Annotated in this window: 19 protein-coding genes; 16 read left to right on the forward strand and 3 right to left on the reverse strand. The window is 55.4% G+C overall.

Features of this window, described 5'->3' with window-relative positions; translation table 11 throughout:
• The first annotated feature begins 29 nt into the window (after positions 1–29).
• From lexA to BH714_RS19065, 3 genes are all read left to right on the forward strand, one after another.
• Positions 30–638 carry a transcriptional repressor LexA gene (lexA, locus tag BH714_RS19055; protein WP_014168203.1) on the forward strand — a complete coding sequence of 203 codons (609 nt, stop codon included), beginning with the start codon at positions 30–32 and terminating at the stop codon, positions 636–638.
• Between the two features lie 63 nt (positions 639–701).
• Positions 702–2,039: an MATE family efflux transporter DinF gene (gene dinF, locus BH714_RS19060; protein WP_040018682.1), complete on the forward strand. Its 1,338-nt coding sequence runs from the start codon at positions 702–704 to the stop codon at positions 2,037–2,039.
• A 119-nt stretch (positions 2,040–2,158) separates the two neighbouring features.
• A complete protein-coding gene (locus tag BH714_RS19065; protein ID WP_014168205.1) occupies positions 2,159–2,368 on the forward strand; it encodes a CsbD family protein in 210 nt (69 codons plus the stop codon).
• A 48-nt stretch (positions 2,369–2,416) separates the two neighbouring features.
• Here the strand turns inward: BH714_RS19065 and zur are convergent, their stop codons facing one another.
• Positions 2,417–2,929, reverse strand: coding sequence for a zinc uptake transcriptional repressor Zur (gene zur / locus BH714_RS19070; protein WP_014168206.1), 513 nt, complete (start codon positions 2,927–2,929; stop codon positions 2,417–2,419).
• Positions 2,930–3,044: 115 nt separating this feature from the next.
• Here zur and BH714_RS19075 point away from each other — a divergent pair, with 115 nt between their 5' ends.
• The 4 genes from BH714_RS19075 (at position 3,045) to pspG (ending at position 6,471) form a co-directional block, all read left to right on the forward strand.
• The gene (locus tag BH714_RS19075; RefSeq protein ID WP_014168207.1) at positions 3,045–3,533 is read left to right on the forward strand and encodes a cupin domain-containing protein; all 489 of its coding nucleotides are present in this window, start codon (positions 3,045–3,047) and stop codon (positions 3,531–3,533) included.
• Positions 3,534–3,754: 221 nt separating this feature from the next.
• Positions 3,755–5,014 (forward strand): conjugal transfer protein TraF, encoded by a 1,260-nt coding sequence (locus BH714_RS19080; RefSeq protein ID WP_153853120.1) that lies wholly within the window; start codon positions 3,755–3,757, stop codon positions 5,012–5,014.
• A gap of 82 nt (positions 5,015–5,096) precedes the next feature.
• The gene (gene dusA / locus BH714_RS19085) at positions 5,097–6,092 is read left to right on the forward strand and encodes a tRNA dihydrouridine(20/20a) synthase DusA (RefSeq protein WP_014168209.1); all 996 of its coding nucleotides are present in this window, start codon (positions 5,097–5,099) and stop codon (positions 6,090–6,092) included.
• Between the two features lie 136 nt (positions 6,093–6,228).
• Positions 6,229–6,471, forward strand: a complete 243-nt coding sequence (gene pspG / locus BH714_RS19090) for an envelope stress response protein PspG (protein ID WP_020882842.1) — start codon at positions 6,229–6,231, stop codon at positions 6,469–6,471.
• A gap of 184 nt (positions 6,472–6,655) precedes the next feature.
• On the opposite strand, the gene BH714_RS19095 is transcribed toward pspG, so the two are convergent.
• Positions 6,656–7,639 (reverse strand): quinone oxidoreductase, encoded by a 984-nt coding sequence (locus tag BH714_RS19095; RefSeq protein ID WP_014168211.1) that lies wholly within the window; start codon positions 7,637–7,639, stop codon positions 6,656–6,658.
• A gap of 66 nt (positions 7,640–7,705) precedes the next feature.
• Here BH714_RS19095 and dnaB point away from each other — a divergent pair, with 66 nt between their 5' ends.
• The 8 genes from dnaB (at position 7,706) to BH714_RS19135 (ending at position 14,920) form a co-directional block, all read left to right on the forward strand.
• Positions 7,706–9,118 (forward strand): replicative DNA helicase, encoded by a 1,413-nt coding sequence (gene dnaB, locus BH714_RS19100; protein WP_008503375.1) that lies wholly within the window; start codon positions 7,706–7,708, stop codon positions 9,116–9,118.
• A gap of 16 nt (positions 9,119–9,134) precedes the next feature.
• Entirely contained in the window at positions 9,135–10,214 is a 1,080-nt protein-coding gene (gene alr, locus BH714_RS19105; protein WP_014168212.1) for an alanine racemase, read from the forward strand.
• Positions 10,215–10,236: 22 nt separating this feature from the next.
• Positions 10,237–10,794, forward strand: coding sequence for a nicotinamide riboside transporter PnuC (gene pnuC / locus BH714_RS19110; protein WP_025206391.1), 558 nt, complete (start codon positions 10,237–10,239; stop codon positions 10,792–10,794).
• Positions 10,791–11,801, forward strand: a complete 1,011-nt coding sequence (locus tag BH714_RS19115) for an AAA family ATPase (protein ID WP_025206390.1) — start codon at positions 10,791–10,793, stop codon at positions 11,799–11,801. Before pnuC ends, BH714_RS19115 begins: the two co-directional genes overlap by 4 nt.
• A 75-nt stretch (positions 11,802–11,876) precedes the next feature.
• Complete coding sequence (tyrB, locus tag BH714_RS19120) at positions 11,877–13,070, forward strand: aromatic amino acid transaminase (protein WP_032679391.1); 1,194 nt, start codon at positions 11,877–11,879, stop codon at positions 13,068–13,070.
• Between the two features lie 250 nt (positions 13,071–13,320).
• A complete protein-coding gene (gene aphA / locus BH714_RS19125) occupies positions 13,321–14,034 on the forward strand; it encodes an acid phosphatase AphA (RefSeq protein WP_014168217.1) in 714 nt (237 codons plus the stop codon).
• Positions 14,035–14,147: 113 nt separating this feature from the next.
• Entirely contained in the window at positions 14,148–14,564 is a 417-nt protein-coding gene (locus tag BH714_RS19130; RefSeq protein WP_014168218.1) for a secondary thiamine-phosphate synthase enzyme YjbQ, read from the forward strand.
• Between the two features lie 2 nt (positions 14,565–14,566).
• Positions 14,567–14,920, forward strand: a complete 354-nt coding sequence (locus tag BH714_RS19135; protein WP_014168219.1) for an MmcQ/YjbR family DNA-binding protein — start codon at positions 14,567–14,569, stop codon at positions 14,918–14,920.
• A 3-nt stretch (positions 14,921–14,923) separates the two neighbouring features.
• Here the strand turns inward: BH714_RS19135 and uvrA are convergent, their stop codons facing one another.
• Positions 14,924–17,746 (reverse strand): excinuclease ABC subunit UvrA, encoded by a 2,823-nt coding sequence (gene uvrA / locus BH714_RS19140; RefSeq protein WP_014168220.1) that lies wholly within the window; start codon positions 17,744–17,746, stop codon positions 14,924–14,926.
• A 251-nt stretch (positions 17,747–17,997) separates the two neighbouring features.
• Here uvrA and ssb1 point away from each other — a divergent pair, with 251 nt between their 5' ends.
• Positions 17,998–18,525, forward strand: coding sequence for a single-stranded DNA-binding protein SSB1 (ssb1, locus tag BH714_RS19145; RefSeq protein WP_020882840.1), 528 nt, complete (start codon positions 17,998–18,000; stop codon positions 18,523–18,525).
• Positions 18,526–18,559 lie beyond the last annotated feature (34 nt).

The raw sequence follows: 18,559 nt of genomic DNA on the forward strand, positions 1-18,559 counted from the left end.
CATAACTGTATATACACCCAGGGGGCGGAATGAAAGCGTTAACGACCAGGCAGCAAGAGGTGTTTGATCTCATCCGGGATCATATCGGCCAGACGGGTATGCCACCCACGCGTGCGGAGATCGCTCAGCGTCTGGGTTTCCGTTCTCCGAATGCTGCCGAAGAACACCTGAAAGCGCTGGCGCGTAAAGGCGTCATTGAGATTGTATCGGGCGCTTCGCGTGGCATCCGTCTGCTGGTGGAAGAAGAGACAGGCATTCCGCTGGTGGGCCGTGTCGCGGCAGGTGAACCTTTGCTGGCACAACAGCATATTGAAGGTCACTACCAGGTTGACCCGGGCATGTTTAAACCGAGCGCAGATTTCCTGCTGCGCGTCAGCGGCATGTCGATGAAAGATATCGGTATTCTGGACGGCGATCTGCTCGCAGTTCATAAAACCCAGGACGTGCGCAACGGGCAAGTTGTGGTCGCGCGTATTGACGATGAAGTTACCGTTAAGCGTCTGAAAAAGCAGGGTAACACCGTCCAGTTACTGCCTGAAAACAACGAGTTCTCCCCGATTGTGGTGGATCTCCGCGAACATAACTTCTCTATTGAAGGGCTGGCTGTTGGGGTTATCCGCAACGGTGAATGGCTGTAATCATGTCATAACAGGCTACGGACCTGCCGTAGCCTGATTCAATCTCCACTGCCGGTATTTTTCATGTCACTGCTGACGACATCAGATAAGGCATTGTGGCGTCTTGCACTGCCAATGATTTTTTCCAATATCACCGTCCCTCTGCTGGGACTGGTAGACACGGCTGTTATTGGTCATCTGGATTCCCCCGTTTATCTGGGCGGCGTCGCGATCGGCGCGACGGCAACCAGCTTCCTTTTTATGCTGCTGCTCTTTTTGCGTATGAGTACCACCGGGCTTACGGCTCAGGCGTACGGCGCAAAAGATCCGTTGCGTCTGGCGCGAGCGCTGGTACAACCCTTGATCCTTGCCCTGGGCGCGGGTGCGCTGATCGTGGTGTTGCGCACGCCACTGATTGATCTGGCGCTGCATGTCGTTGGCGGTAGCGAGGCGGTACTTGAGCAGGCGCGGCGCTTCCTTGAAATTCGCTGGCTCAGCGCGCCTGCATCACTGGCGAACCTGGTTCTGCTTGGCTGGTTACTCGGCGTGCAGTATGCCCGTGCGCCAGTCATTCTGCTGGTGGCAGGCAATCTTCTCAACATCGTGCTTGATGTCTGGCTGGTGATGGGTCTGCATATGAACGTGCAGGGCGCCGCGCTGGCGACGGCAATTGCAGAATACGGTACCTTTTTCATCGGCCTGTGGATGGTCTGGCGCGTGCTGGCCCTGCGCGGTATCTCGCTTGCGATGCTCAAAACCGCGTGGCGCGGTAATATCCGCACGCTGCTGGCGCTTAACCGCGACATTATGCTGCGCTCGTTACTGCTTCAGCTCTGCTTTGGCGCGCTGACGGTCTTTGGGGCGCGACTTGGGCCGGAGATCGTCGCGGTTAATGCGGTCCTGATGACGCTGCTCACCTTTACCGCGTATGCGCTGGATGGCTTTGCCTATGCCGTTGAAGCCCATTCCGGACAAGCGTATGGTGCACGCGAAAGCGGCCAGCTCCGCGAGGTGTGGCGGGCCGCCTGTCGTCAGTCAGGCCTGGTGGCGCTGGCGTTTGCACTCATTTACGCCTTTCTGGGTGAACAGATCGTTGCCTTACTCACCTCCCTCCCATCGCTGCGCGAACTGGCGAGTCACTATCTCTTCTGGCAGGCAATCTTACCGGTGGTGGGCGTGTGGTGTTATCTGCTGGACGGCATGTTTATTGGCGCGACGCGAGGTGCGGAGATGCGCAATAGCATGGCGGTCGCTGCGGCGGGATTTGGTCTGACGTTGCTGACGCTGCCGTATCTGGGCAACCACGGTTTGTGGCTGGCTCTGGCGGTTTTCCTCGCGTTACGTGGCCTGTCGCTGGCCTTTATCTGGCATCGTCACTGGCGAAATAACACCTGGCTGCCTTCCCGCCACGATATATCGTGACGGTTAAAGATTCCGAAAATAAAAACAACTGCCGGATCCTTAACTACAATAATAATCACGTCCAGCAGAAAAGAACGAAGCGGACGAAACATACAGACGCTTAACACGAGGACACGATTATGAATAAAGACGAAATCGGCGGCAACTGGAAGCAGTTCAAAGGTAAAGCGAAAGAACAGTGGGGTAAGCTGACGGATGATGATATGACCATCATCGAAGGTAAACGCGATCAGCTGGTGGGTAAAATTCAGGAACGTTACGGCTACGAGAAAGATCGTGCTGAAAACGAAGTGAAAGACTGGGAAACACGTAACGATTATCGCTGGTAATCCTTTACTCCCCCTGAGGGCGGCTTCGGGCCGCCTTTTCTTTTGCCGTTAACGCGGCTTTTTCTTCACCAGTACAGAATGGTCGTGCTGGCACTCATCCTGGTGACGACAGGCTTCTACCTCTACGCAGGCTGAGCACAGGCCGTGCGCTTCAATCACGTTATGACGCAACGCAAAGCCCATTTTGGCTGCCAGCGTATGCATAATATCTTCAACGCCTTCCGCACCTTCTTCCTTCACGCTGCCGCAGCGATCGCAGATAAACATGGCCGACGTATGGGTTGGCTGATCGAACAGATGGCACAGCACATAGCTGTTTGTCGATTCAACTTTATGCACAAAGCCCTGTTCCAGCAGGAAATCCAGCGCGCGGTACACCGTTGGCGGTTTAGCCTGTGGCTCGCTTTCGCGCAGCAGATCAAGCAGATCGTACGCGCTGATCGCGCCCTGCTGCAGACTCATCAAACGTAATACTTCAAGGCGCTGCGGAGTCAGGCGCACATTGCGTTGCACGCACAGCTTTTCTGCCTGCGCTAACAGCTCTTTTGTGGACTTATCCATTTAGCACCCCGGATGTTATAGGCTGGAAAACCCCCACTTTATCATGTTCTGCTAAAAACACCGAGATCCGCCAGGCTGTGCTATACCTGACGCAACGCAATCCGGGGAATAAACGATGAAAAGACCTGACTGTATTCGACACTGGCGCGACGTAGAAGGCGCAGATGACTCAACCTATCCCGACAGTAGTGAACGTTTTGCCATTGGCGCACCGCTGGCGCGTAAGCTCGGCCTTGGACGCATTGGTATACACCATGAGCGCTTACCGCCAGGCCGACGGACCTCTTATCCTCATGCTGAAAGCGACGAAGAAGAGTTTATCTACGTGCTTGAAGGCTACCCTGAAGCCTGGATTAACGGATATTTATGGAAACTTGAACCTGGCGACAGCGTGGGCTTTCCCGCCGGAACCGGGGTCTGTCATACCTTCATCAACAACACCGACGAAGAGGTACGGCTCCTGGTGGTGGGTGAGGCCAACAAGAAGCATAACCGTATCTATTACCCGCTTAATCCGGAGTACGCCGCCACGCGCGACGATCGCTGGGTAGACCACCCTCCTCAGTTTTTTGGACCGCACGATGGAAAACCTGGGAAAAAATAATTTCCTCTTCTATAAATATTGAGGGCCGTCACAAATAACAACAGGCCTGGCGGGAATTTAACTTAAGGAAATAGCGGGTCTTTTTGCACTTATTCACAGCAATAGTTCGTTCCTGTTTGGGAGATAACAGACAGGGGTTATTTAATAACAGACTATAAGACGAGCATACTGTGAAAAAACATTTTAAATTTTCGGTGGTTAGCATCGCTGTCTCCTTGTTTATGGCAAATCAGGCGGGAGCAGCCAATACCTGGACAGAATCACGTAGCGACGCCATGGGGGGCACGGGTGTCGCGGCCGGAAACTATGGCAGCGGGGCGTTAATCAACCCTGCGCTACTGGCGAAGGCGAAACCGGACGACGATGTGACGGTCATTTTACCGTCCGCTGGCGTGCAGGTGACCGATGAAGACAATCTTCAGGATGAGATTGATACCATCAATGATAAAATCAACCATTACAAAGACGTGGTTGATAACCTTACACCGATTGAGATCATTACCAACCCGTTAGGTTCCATCAACCAGTTCCAGGGCGCGGCGAAAGATCTCGCCGATGAGCTGGATTATCTTAAGGGCAAAACGGCACGCGCCACGGCGGGTGCGGGGATAGCCGTCAGTATTCCTAACGATGTCCTTTCCGTGGCCTTTATGGCTAAAGGCTATGCCCACGGACGCGTCAGTTCTTCTATTGATCAGCAAGATATTGATTACCTGCGCGGTATTCAACGCAGTGATGCGGTGGCTGCCGGCGTTGCACTGGACGCTGCGCTGAACGGCACCGATCAAATCACGAAAAACCTCAACTCAACGGCGTCTGGCCGGGCGGCAATTGTCTCCGACTATGGTATCGCGGTGGCGCGTCAGTTCGAGCTTGGCGGTGTTCCGGTGTCTGTTGGCGTCACTCCAAAACTGCAAAAGACCTGGGTCTATAACTACACCACCTCCATTTACGATTATGACAGCAACAAGTGGAACGACAGCCGCTACCGTACTGACGACACCGGCTTTAACGTTGATGCTGGTATCGCGGCCGATTTTGGTGAGCACTGGACGGTCGGCGTGAGCGGGCAAAACCTGATGTCACGCGATATCGACACCAAAGACATTCGCATCCGTAACGGGCGCACGGGGGAGGTGGTGAGCTATAAAGATACCTACCAGATCCGCCCTCTGGTTACCGCGGGTGCCGCCTGGCATAACGATCTGGTGACGTTAACCGCCGATGGCGATCTGACGGAAACCAAAGGCTTCAAAAGCGAAGACACTTCTCAGTATGTTGGCGTAGGCGCCGAAGTGACGCCGCTGAACTGGCTGGCGGTGCGTGCGGGTTTCCGTGCTGACATGAAAGGTAATGACAGCAATGTCTTCACAGGCGGTGTCGGTTTTGCACCGTTTAACACGGTCCATGTCGACCTGATGGGCCTGTATGGTGAAGACGAGACCTGGGGCGCAGGCGCCCAGTTGAGCATGACCTTCTAAAGTGCACCGGAGGCGCTGCGCCTCCGGCTTTTCTTTGTGCTATAGTAGCGCCCCCTTTTCACCAGATGCTTAAAACTTCGCCATGTCGTCAGAATTACAGACTGCTTTCCCTGCACACCGTTTCTCCATTGCGCCGATGCTCGACTGGACGGACAGACACTGTCGCTACTTCCTGCGTCAGCTCTCCCGCCATACGTTGCTGTACACCGAAATGGTGACCACCGGAGCAATTATTCACGGAAAGGGCGACTATCTGGCCTACAGCGAAGAAGAGCATCCGGTTGCGCTGCAGCTTGGCGGTAGCGATCCCGCTGCGCTGGCGCAGTGTGCGAAGCTTGCAGAAGCGCGCGGCTATGACGAGATTAACCTTAACGTTGGCTGTCCGTCTGATCGTGTGCAGAACGGCATGTTCGGCGCGTGTCTGATGGGCAATGCATCCCTGGTGGCAGACTGCATCAAGGCGATGCGCGATGTGGTTTCCATTCCGGTGACGGTCAAGACCCGTATCGGCATTGACGACCAGGACAGCTACGAATTTCTCTGCGATTTTATCAATACGGTCTCCGGGAAAGGCGAGTGCGAGATGTTTATCATCCATGCGCGTAAAGCCTGGCTCTCCGGACTTAGCCCGAAAGAGAACCGTGAAATCCCGCCGCTGGACTACCCGCGCGTGTACCAGCTAAAACGTGACTTCCCGCAGCTCACGATGTCGATCAACGGCGGCATTAAATCGCTGGAAGAGGCCAAAACACACCTGGAGCATATGGATGGCGTAATGGTCGGGCGCGAGGCGTATCAAAATCCAGGCATTCTGGCGACGGTCGACAGGGAAATCTTTGGCGTTGAAGGCGCAGATACCGACCCGGTGGCCGTGGTACGCGCCATGTATCCCTACATTGAGCGTGAGCTGAGTAACGGGACGTACCTTGGTCATATCACCCGTCATATGCTGGGCCTGTTCCAGGGGATCCCGGGAGCACGCCAGTGGCGTCGCTACCTTAGCGAGAACGCACATAAAGCCGGTGCAGACATCGAGGTGCTGGAACACGCGCTACGTCTGGTCGCTGATAAGCGATAATTTTCGCTAAAAGATCGTCAAATTCACCACGCCTCGCACACCCGTGCGGGGCGTTTTGCTTTAAGAACAGCGGGTTATGGTTGGCATGATTCTTGTAATGATCGCGGTATCATTCGGGAACGCGTGGGAGAGCACCATGTTAGAACTACTTTTTGTGATTGGCTTTTTTGTCATGCTGATGATGACGGGGATTTCCCTGCTCGGGATTCTGGCGGCTATCGTCGTGGCGACGGTGGTCATGTTTATCGGGGGATTATTTGCCCTGACGCTGAAGCTCCTGCCGTGGCTGCTGCTGGCCATTGCCGTGGTGTGGGTGATACGGGCGATTAAATCACCAAAACTGCCCACTTATCAGCGCAATAACCGTTTTCGTTACTAAGGTATTGAGGTGTTCGTCACATACCTGCAACTTTTCCGGCAGCATTGCTTAGAACAGAATAGGATTTACTTATCGAATCTGTCACTATGACTGCCGCTAAAGAATTCATCGAGCTGTACCCTACATACAGCCGAACTAAAAAAAGAAAGGGCTTCCCACGGGAAGCCCAATTTCTTTTTAGGGGTCAGGGAATTAACAGACTTGAACCCTGTGTCGCTCTGCTCTCCAGCACCTCATGTGCACGCCTGGCATCGGTTAGCGCGTATTTCTGCGCCTCCGCCACATCCACTTTAATCACGCCGCTGGCGATCAGCGAAAAGAGCTCGTTGCTGGCCTCGATCAGCTCTTCCCGGTTAGTGATATACCCCTGCAGGGAAGGGCGAGTCACATACAGCGACCCTTTCTGGTTGAGAATGCCAAGATTAATGCCGGTCACAGCGCCCGAGGCGTTGCCGAAGCTCACCATCAGCCCGCGACGCTGCAGACAATCCAGCGACGCCTCCCAGGTATCTTTACCCACCGAGTCATAAACCACGCGCACCTTTTTGCCGTTGGTTATCTCTTTGAGGCGCTCAGCAATGCTCTCTTCACGGTAGTTAATCACCTGCCAGGCGCCGGCCTGAAGCGCGCGCTGGGCTTTTTGTGCACTGCCCACCGTGCCGATAAGTTTTGCACCGAGCGCTTTGGCCCACTGACATGCGATCAGCCCCACGCCGCCCGCCGCGGCATGAAACAGGAACTGCTCGTCAGGTTTGATCTCATAGGTTTTGCGCAGCAGATAATAGACCGTGAGCCCTTTCAGGAATGAGGCGGCCGCTTGTTCAAACGAGATGGCATTTGGCAGAAGGGCGGCTTTATCGGCCGGCACGTTGTGCACGGAACTGTAGGCACCCAGCGCGGATTGCGCGTACACCACGCGATCGCCCTCTTTAATATGCTTAACGGCACTGCCCACTTTGAGCACGACGCCTGCCGCTTCCGTTCCCAGTCCGCTTGGCATGGAGGGAGGCGGATAGAGACCGCCGCGAATATAGGTGTCGATGTAGTTAATGCCGATGGCTTTGTTTTCAACCTGAACTTCGTTTTCACCAGGCGCTGCGGGGGTAAACTCCACCGCGTTTAACACTTCTGGCCCACCATGTTTCTGGAATTCAATGCGCGTTGCCATGCTCCCTCCGTCAGAAAAATATGGTAATCTTTCGACCCACTCTTTATCTCGGTAACTCCATTCACTATGGCAGGAAACAAACCCTTCAACAAACAGACTGAACCTCGCGAGCGTGATTTCCAGGTCGCAGGATTAAAAGTCCCGCCGCACTCGATTGAAGCGGAACAGTCGGTGTTGGGCGGTTTAATGCTGGATAACGAACGCTGGGACGACGTCGCCGAGCGCGTGGTGTCCGAGGATTTCTATACCCGTCCGCACCGTCATATCTTTACCGAAATGGCACGTCTGCAGGAGTCGGGCAGCCCGATTGACCTTATCACGCTCGCGGAATCGCTGGAGCGTCAGGGGCAACTGGACAGCGTGGGTGGGTTTGCTTACCTGGCGGAACTGTCAAAAAACACGCCAAGTGCGGCGAATATCAGCGCTTATGCCGATATCGTGCGCGAACGTGCAGTTGTTCGTGAGATGATCTCGGTGGCGAATGAGATCGCCGAAGCCGGTTTTGATCCGCAGGGGCGTACCAGCGAAGACCTGCTTGATCTGGCCGAGTCCCGCGTCTTTAAAATCGCGGAAAGCCGGGCAAACAAAGACGAAGGCCCGAAAAATATCGCTGATGTGCTTGATGCTACCGTCGCGCGTATTGAGCAACTGTTCCAGCAGCCGCACGACGGTGTCACCGGCGTGAACACCGGCTATGACGATCTCAATAAGAAAACCGCGGGTCTGCAGCCGTCAGATTTGATTATCGTTGCGGCGCGTCCCTCCATGGGTAAAACGACATTTGCGATGAACCTCGTCGAAAATGCGGCGATGTTGCAGGACAAGCCGGTTCTTATCTTCAGTCTTGAGATGCCATCAGAACAGATCATGATGCGTTCTCTGGCGTCGCTGTCGCGCGTGGATCAGACCCGTATCCGTACCGGCCAGCTCGACGATGAGGACTGGGCGCGTATCTCCGGCACCATGGGTATCCTGCTGGAAAAACGGAATATTTATATCGATGACTCCTCCGGCCTGACGCCGACGGAAGTGCGCTCCCGTGCGCGCCGTATCGCCCGTGAACATGGCGGTATTGGCCTTATCATGATTGACTACCTTCAGCTGATGCGCGTGCCGTCGCTGTCCGACAACCGTACGCTGGAAATCGCGGAGATTTCCCGCTCGCTCAAGGCGTTAGCCAAAGAGTTGCATGTGCCCGTGGTGGCGCTGTCGCAGCTTAACCGCTCCCTGGAACAACGTGCTGATAAGCGCCCGGTCAACTCCGACCTGCGTGAATCGGGCTCCATCGAGCAGGATGCCGACTTAATCATGTTCATCTACCGTGATGAGGTTTATCACGAGAACAGCGACCTGAAAGGGATCGCCGAAATTATTATTGGTAAACAACGTAACGGCCCTATCGGTACGGTACGTCTGACCTTTAACGGACAGTGGTCGCGTTTCGACAACTACGCCGGTCCTCAATATGATGATGAGTAATTTCTAAGGAATTCAAATGCAAGCGGCAACTGTAGTCATTAACCGCCGCGCTCTGCGACACAACCTGCAACGTCTGCGTGAACTGGCTCCCGCCAGTAAACTCGTTGCAGTCGTGAAAGCGAACGCTTACGGACACGGTCTTATTGAGACCGCGCGAACGCTCCCCGATGCCGACGCCTTTGGCGTCGCCCGTCTTGAAGAAGCCATCCGCCTGCGCGCGGGTGGGATCACTCAACCGATTTTGCTGCTGGAAGGCTTTTTTGAAGCGGCAGATCTGCCGACCATTGCTGACCAGCATCTGCACACCGCGGTACATAACGAAGAACAACTCGCGGCGCTGGAAACCGCCGAGCTGAGTGAGCCTGTCACCGTCTGGATGAAGCTCGATACCGGCATGCACCGTCTGGGCGTGCGCCCGGAAAAGGCGGACGCGTTTTATCAGCGTCTGTGTCAGTGCAAAAACGTCCGTCAGCCGGTGAATATCGTGAGCCACTTTGCCCGTGCCGATGAACCCGAGTGTGGCGCGACCGAGCAGCAGCTGGATATTTTTAATACTTTCTGCGAAGGCAAGCCAGGAATGCGCTCCATTGCCGCGTCTGGCGGTATTTTGCTGTGGCCGCAGTCGCACTTCGACTGGGCGCGTCCAGGCATTATTCTATACGGCGTCTCTCCGCTGGAGAACAGACCCTGGGGGCCGGATTTTGGTTTCCAGCCGGTGATGTCCCTTGTGTCTAACCTGATTGCCGTGCGCGATCACAAAGCGGGTGAGCCCGTGGGCTACGGCGGAACGTGGACCAGCGAGCGCGACACACGCCTTGGCGTGGTGGCGATGGGCTATGGCGATGGTTATCCTCGCGCCGCGCCGTCCGGCACGCCGGTACTGGTCAATGGCCGTGAAGCGAACATCGTGGGCCGCGTGGCGATGGACATGATCTGTATTGACCTCGGGCCAGATGCACAGGACAAACCGGGTGATGACGTGGTGATGTGGGGTGAGGGTTTACCTGTTGAACGCATCGCTGAAATCACAAAAGTGAGTGCTTACGAACTTATCACGCGCCTGACATCAAGGGTTGCGATGAAGTACATCGACTAACAGACCTTTCCAGGGAGGGGTAATGTCACCATCCGAAATGGCCGCTTGTCTGGCTTATGCCCTCTCGGTCTGGCTGGCTGCCAGAAACAGTATTCACACGTGGTGGATAGGCATCATCGGCAGTGGGCTTTATGGCTGGGTCTTTTATTCGGTTCAGCTTTACGCTGACGTTACCCTGCAGCTCTTTTTCATCATCACCAGCATTACCGGCTGGGTGCACTGGCTCAAAGGTCATCGCGGGGAGGTATTGCCCGTTCGGCGTACCCCGCCCAGACATTTCTTCATCCTGCTCGCTTGCGCCCTGCTGGTGGCCGCGGGTTATGGCCTGATCTTGCATCGCTACACTAACGCCTGGGCCCCCTGGGTGGACTCCGTTATTTTGACATTCAGCGTGCTTGCACAGTTTATGTTAATGGGGCGACGCCTGGAGAACTGGTACGTCTGGCTGGCTGTAAATACGCTGGCGGTACCGTTATATGCGATGAGAGATCTGCATTTGACCGCGGGTTTATATCTGGTGTTTTGGTTTAATGCCTGGCACGGTTTATATCAGTGGCGTAAGGAGATTCGCACCCAGTGAAGCCTTATCGCGACGGTCTGGTTGTGGGCAAATTTGCGCCATTACACGTGGGGCATGAAGCGCTGATAAATGCTGCGCTGGCCCAGTGTGAGACGGTCTATATCATTAGTTATTCGCGTCCGGAAATCCCGGGTTATGACCCCGACAAGCGCCTTCACTGGTTAAGCGCGCGCTTCCCGCAATGTCATCACCTTGTGCTGACGCCGGAGGTCATCGCGACCCATGCGCTTGAACCACTTCCGCATAATGATGCGGATGCCGATCTTCACCGGCATTACGTGGCAACGCTGTGTGAAAAAATACTTCACTGCCAGCCACAGGCCGTATTTACCGCCGAAGACTACGGCGACGGATTTGCGGCGGTGTTAAGCCAGCGTTTTGGCAAGCAGGTTACGCATGTCCGCCTCCAGCGTCCGAAGGGGCCTGATGCGCCCTCGGGAACCCTGATACGTTCTGACGTCCATCGCTACCGCACGATGATGTCCCCGGAGGTCTACCGTAGCTTTGTCTTTCGGATTTGTTTATTAGGGGGCGAATCGACAGGAAAAAGCACGCTTTCCCGCGCGCTGGCGACGACGCTCAACGCCCCGTTTGTCGCCGAGTTTGGCCGAGAATACTGGGAAGAGAAGAATGGCGTGCTGGGATGCGACGATCTGCTGCATATTGCCCGCGAGCAGGTGCGTCGTGAAGCGATGGCCAGCACGGCTCCCTTCCTGGTTTGCGATACCTCGCCCTTAACCACGCTGTTTTATATGCTCGACCAGTTTGGCAGCGCGCCACGCGAGCTAGAGGAATTAGCCGGGCGCGCATATTCTCTGGTGGTGCTCTGTGGCGATGAGTTTCCTTTTGTTCAGGATGGTACCCGTCAGGGGGCTGCATTCCGCCAGCGGCAACAGGCATGGTACATCCGCGCGTTAACAGACAGAAATATCCCCTATCTGCCTGTTTCTGGTTCGCTCGCTGAACGCATTGAACAGATTCGACGACATCTGCAGGAACGGATCTGATATCGCTCTCGATCTTCTGTCATATCCGGTTTATTGTTGAAATCCCTGCCTCATCGAATTCCGGAGAATCATCGCGTGTTTCAGAAAGTTGACGCCTATGCCGGCGACCCCATTCTCTCCTTAATGGAGCGTTTCAAAGAAGATCCTCGCAGCGACAAAGTCAACCTCAGTATTGGTTTGTATTACAACGAGGAGGGCATTATTCCTCAGCTGCAAGCCGTAGCAGAAGCGGAAGCGCGTCTTAACGCCGTCCCGCACGGAGCCTCGCTCTATCTGCCAATGGAAGGGTTAAACAGCTACCGCAACACCATTGCGCCGCTGCTGTTTGGTGCCGATCACGCCGTGCTGACACAAAAACGGGTGGCGACCATCCAGACGCTGGGTGGCTCGGGCGCATTAAAAGTTGGCGCTGACTTTCTGAAAAAATACTTCCCGGATTCTGGCGTGTGGGTCAGTGACCCGACGTGGGAAAACCACGTGGCGATTTTTGAGGGCGCAGGCTTTACGGTGCAGACCTATCCGTGGTTTGACAGCGAAACCAACGGCGTGCGCGTTGACGCGCTGCTGGAAAAACTGAATACGCTGCCGGAGCGCAGTATTGTTCTGCTGCATCCGTGCTGCCATAACCCGACCGGTGCAGACCTGACTAATGCCCAGTGGGATGCGGTAATCGACGTGCTGAAGACGCGTAACCTGATCCCCTTCCTCGACATCGCCTATCAGGGCTTTGGCGCGGGCATGGAAGAAGATGCCTACGCTATCCGCGCCGTTGCCAGCGCCGGACTGCCTGCGCTGGTCAGCAACTCGTTCTCAAAAATCTTCTCTCTGTACGGTGAGCGCGTCGGCGGCCTGTCAGTGGTCTGTGAGGACGCTGAAGCGGCCGGGCGAGTACTCGGACAGCTGAAGGCGACCGTGCGCCGCATTTACTCCAGCCCGCCAAACTTTGGTGCGCAGGTAGTCGCCACGGTACTGGGTGACGATCGGCTGAAAGCGTCGTGGCTCGCCGAAGTGGAATCTATGCGCAAGCGCATCCTGACGATGCGTCAGGAGCTGGTCGACGTGCTGAAAGAGGCCGTCCCAGGGCATAATTTTGACTATCTGCTTAAGCAGCGTGGGATGTTCAGCTACACCGGCCTCAGCGCGGCTCAGGTCGATCGCCTGCGTGAAGAGTTCGGCGTCTACCTGATTTCAAGCGGCCGTATGTGCGTGGCCGGGCTTAATGCCAGCAACGTTCATCGTGTTGCGCAGGCGTTTGCTGCAGTGATGTAAGCACTTACTATCATCCCTCTCTCCCGCGAGAGGGCCGAGTGAGAGCATCAGGACGCACAAAAATCTTGCCCGGTGGCGCTGCGTCTACCGGGCCTTCAGACCTCATCAGCGCTTTGTGATCTTCTTCTTTTTATTCAGCTTCATAAGTAAAAACTCCTTCCCTTCATCTCCCCCCGGGGTTATGGTCGGATAGTTTTTTGACCATTCACTCAAAATAAAACGATAACAAACTGAATATTCAGGGGAAAACATGCGCAAGATCACACTGGCGCTCAGCGCCGCCTGCTTATTGTTCTCGCTAAATAGTGCCGTCGTGGCGCGCGCTTCCGCACCGACGCCACTTTACACCGGCACAACAGCCGCCATGCTTGCCGAGCAAGCACCTGTTCACTGGGTATCCGTAGCCCAAATCGAAAATAGCCTGTTAGGGCGCCCTCCAATGGCTGTAGGCTTTGATATCGACGATACGGTCCTGTTTTCCAGCCCGGGATTCTGGCGGGGCAAAAAAACCTACTCACCGGACAGCGAAGCGTATCTGAAGAACCCCGAGTTCTGGGAAAAGATGAATAACGGCTGGGACGAGTTCAGCATTCCTAAAGAGGTGGCGCGCGCGCTTATCGCCATGCACGTTAAACGCGGTGACAGCATTTACTTTGTGACCGGACGCAGCCAGACCAAAACCGAAACCGTCTCTAAAACGCTGCAGGATGATTTTCAGATCCCGGCTTCCAGCATGAATCCGGTTATTTTTGCCGGCGACAAACCCGGCCAAAACACCAAAACCCAATGGCTGGAACAGAAGAACATCAAAGTCTTCTATGGCGATTCAGATAACGATATCACCGCCGCGCATGACGTCGGAGCCAGAGGGATCAGGGTGTTACGCGCCTCAAACTCTACGTATCGACCGTTGCCAATGGCCGGAAAGTTTGGCGAAGAAGTAATTGTTAATTCTGAGTATTAACCGCCGGGCGGCGAGGCTGCCTCTTTTTTAATCAAATCTCGCCGCTGTGGGTTTTACCTTTCGCTTTCTTGCTGCACACTTAGAAAGATTCATCTTTCATAACGGAGCAGCACATGTGGTATCAACAGACCCTGACCTTAAGCGCGAAACCTCGTGGATTTCATCTGGTGACTGATGAAGTCATTGGGCAAATTCGCGACCTCTCGCGCATCAGGACGGGGTTACTGCATCTGCTGCTTCAGCACACGTCAGCCTCTCTCACGCTTAATGAAAATTGCGATCCCACCGTCCGGTCTGACATGGAGCAGCATTTTCTCAAAACCGTTCCGGACAACGCCCCTTATGAACATGACTATGAGGGAGCAGATGACATGCCGTCGCATATCAAATCCTCTCTGCTGGGCGTATCGCTGATGCTGCCGGTGCACAATGGTCGGTTACTGCTGGGAACGTGGCAAGGGATCTGGCTGGGAGAACATCGTATTCACGGTGGTTCGCGTAAAATTATCGCAACGCTACAAGGGGAATAAAGATGACAATTTCGGAGCTACTTCAGTACTGCATGAGTAAACCTGGCGCGGAGCAAAGCGTTCACAGCGACTGGAAAGCCACGCAGATTAAAGTGGGGGATATTCTGTTTGCGATGGTGAAAGAGGTTGAGGGTCGCCCGGCGGCGTCGCTGAAAACCAGCCCGGAACTGGCGGAGCTGTTACGCCAGCAGCACCATGACGTCCGGCCAAGCAAGCATCTCAACAAAGCGCACTGGAGTACCGTTTATCTCGACGGTTCACTGCCGGGTTCGCAAATTTACTATCTGGTGGACGCGTCTTATCAGCAGGCGGTAGAGCTGCTGCCGGAAGCGACCCGACAGCAACTCTCCGTGTGACAATTACAGCAACGGTTTGAGGAAGCGCGCGGTGTGCGAGGCTTCGCACTCTGCAACGGTCTCTGGCGTACCGGAGACGAGGATTTCACCGCCGCCGCTGCCGCCTTCCGGGCCGAGATCGACAATCCAGTCCGCGGTTTTAATCACGTCCAGGTTGTGTTCAATGACCACAATCGTGTTGCCCTGATCGCGAAGCTGATGCAGAACATCAAGCAGCTGCTGGATATCGGCAAAGTGCAGACCGGTGGTCGGCTCATCGAGAATGTACAGCGTCTGGCCGGTACCGCGTTTGGAGAGCTCACGCGCCAGCTTCACGCGCTGTGCTTCACCGCCAGACAGCGTGGTGGCAGACTGCCCCAGACGAATATAGGTCAGGCCCACATCCATCAGCGTCTGCAGCTTACGCGCCAGCGCAGGGACCGCGTCAAAGAACTCACGCGCCTCTTCGATGGTCATATCCAGCACTTCGTGGATAGTTTTGCCTTTGTACTTAATCTCCAGCGTTTCGCGGTTATAGCGTTTGCCTTTGCACTGGTCGCACGGCACGTAAATATCCGGCAGGAAGTGCATCTCAACCTTGATAACCCCGTCGCCCTGGCACGCCTCACAGCGTCCGCCGCGCACGTTAAAGCTGAAACGCCCTGGCGTATACCCGCGTGAACGCGCTTCCGGCACACCTGCAAACAGTTCACGTACGGGTGTGAACACGCCCGTATAGGTGGCAGGGTTGGAACGCGGAGTCCGCCCGATTGGACTCTGATCGATATCGATCACTTTATCGAAATGCTCCAGCCCCTGGATGTCACGGTACGGCGCCGGTTCGGCCAGCGTCGCGCCGTTCAGCTGCGTCTGCGCAATCGGGAACAGCGTATCGTTGATCAGCGTCGACTTACCGGAACCGGATACGCCGGTGATACAGGTAAACAGCCCAACCGGCAGCGTCAGCGTCACATCTTTCAGGTTGTTGCCGCGGGCGCCGGTCAGCTTCAGCACTTTTTCCGGGTTCGCCGGTACACGCTGTTTCGGCACTTCAATCTTGCGCTTGCCGCTCATGTACTGGCCGGTCAATGACTCCGGCACCGCCATAATATCTTTCAACGTTCCTTCCGCGACCACCTGACCGCCGTGTACGCCAGCGCCCGGGCCGATATCGATAACGTGGTCAGCGGCGCGGATCGCGTCTTCATCATGCTCAACCACAATCACCGTGTTACCGAGATTACGCAGGTGGACAAGCGTGCCGAGCAGACGCTCGTTGTCACGCTGGTGCAGGCCGATTGAGGGTTCATCCAGCACATACATCACGCCGACGAGGCCTGCGCCAATCTGGCTCGCGAGGCGGATACGCTGAGCTTCGCCACCGGAGAGGGTCTCTGCGGAGCGGGAAAGCGTCAGGTAATTCAGGCCGACGTTCACCAGGAACTTCAGACGATCGCCGATCTCTTTCAGCACTTTTTCCGCGATTTTCGCGCGCTGGCCGGAGAGCTTCAGGTTGTTGAAGAAGTCCATCGCGTGACCGATGCTCATGTCTGAGATGGTCGGCAGCGCCGTGTTTTCAACAAACACATGGCGAGCTTCACGGCGCAGACGCGTACCTTCACAGGTCGCACAGGAACGGTTGCTGATAAACTTCGCCAGCTCCTCGCGAACCGCGCTGGATTCGGTCTCTTTGTAGCGGCGCTCCATATTGTGCAGCACCCCTTCAAACGGGTGACGGCGCACGGAGGTATCACCGCGATCGTTCATGTACTTGAACTCGATGTTCTCTTTGCCGGAACCGAACAGCACCACTTTGTGCACGTTCGGGTTCAGGCTGGCCCACGGGGCTTCGACGTCGAATTTATAGTGCTCTGCCAGCGACTTCAGCATCTGGAAATAGTAGAAGTTGCGGCGATCCCATCCGCGGATCGCACCGCCAGCCAGCGACAGCTCCGGGTTTTGGATCACGCGGTCCGGGTCAAAATATTGCTGTACGCCCAGTCCGTCACACGTCGGACAGGCGCCCGCCGGGTTGTTGAACGAGAACAGACGCGGCTCCAGCTCGCGCATGCTGTAACCACAAATCGGACAGGCAAAGTTGGCGGAGAAGAGCAGCTCTTCCGCTTTCGGGTTGTCCATATCGGAGACCACGGCCGTACCGCCAGAGAGTTCCAGCGCGGTTTCAAAGGATTCGGCCAGGCGGGTCGCCAGATCGTCACGGACTTTGAAACGGTCAATCACCACTTCGATGGTGTGCTTCTTCTGCAGCTCCAGCTTAGGCGGATCCGACAGGTCACACACTTCGCCGTCGATACGGGCGCGGATATAGCCCTGGCTTGCCAGGTTCTCCAGCGTTTTGGTGTGCTCGCCCTTACGCTCTTTAATGATGGGCGCCAGCAGCATCAGGCGTTTACCTTCCGGCTGCGACAGCACGTTATCCACCATCTGGCTTACGGTCTGCGCGGCCAGCGGGACGTCGTGATCCGGGCAGCGCGGCTCACCCACGCGTGCATACAGCAGACGCAGGTAGTCATGAATTTCGGTAATCGTACCAACCGTTGAACGCGGGTTATGCGAGGTGGATTTCTGCTCAATGGAGATAGCAGGTGATAACCCTTCAATATGGTCTACATCCGGTTTTTCCATCAGTGACAGGAACTGACGTGCGTATGCAGAGAGTGACTCCACGTAACGACGCTGTCCTTCGGCATATAAAGTGTCGAAAGCCAGTGAGGATTTGCCAGACCCCGAAAGCCCGGTCACGACGATGAGTTTGTCGCGAGGGATTATGAGGTTGATATTCTTGAGATTGTGGGTGCGGGCGCCCCGAACTTCGATCTTATCCATTCACCTTTCCCGGTTGGAACACGGATTGCCTGGTTTGTTTGAAGGACAAACGGCTGTCAGAAACGGCTAATTATGACACAAAATGACCTGTTTGAATATACAGTATTGGAATGCATTTTCTGATTCACTGTGTAACAATGTCGAGTTCGCGAGAGATTTCGGAACCGACTACGCAACTATGCAAATTGCAGCGTGGAAATGGTACACTCGCGCGTTTACACTATTAAGAAACGTATTCAGGAGACACGAACATGGCCAGCAGAGGCGTAAACAAGGTGATTCTCGTCGGTAATCTGGGCCAGGACCCGGAAGTACGCTACATGCCGAGTGGTGGCGCAGTTGCCAACATTACGCTGGCTACTTCCGAATCCTGGCGTGATAAAGCGACCGGTGAGATGAAAGAGCAGACCGAATGGCACCGCGTAGTGCTGTTTGGCAAACTGGCGGAAGTGGCTGGTGAGTATCTGCGTAAAGGTTCTCAGGTTTATATTGAAGGCCAGCTGCGTACCCGCAAATGGACCGATCAAGCCGGCGCTGAGAAGTACACCACGGAAGTTGTGGTCAACGTGGGTGGCACCATGCAGATGCTCGGTGGCCGTCAGGGCGGTGGCGCACCAGCAGGTGGCGGTCAGCAGCAGCAGGGCGGTTGGGGTCAGCCTCAGCAGCCACAGGGCGGCAACCAGTTCAGCGGTGGCGCGCAGTCTCGCCCACAGCAGCAGTCCGCGCCAGCACCGTCTAACGAACCCCCAATGGACTTCGACGACGATATTCCGTTCTGATATCCGACTGTTTAAAACAAAAAACCCAGACCTC

This window comes from Enterobacter ludwigii, from assembly GCF_001750725.1.
GTDB classification, from domain to species: Bacteria; Pseudomonadota; Gammaproteobacteria; order Enterobacterales; family Enterobacteriaceae; genus Enterobacter; species Enterobacter ludwigii.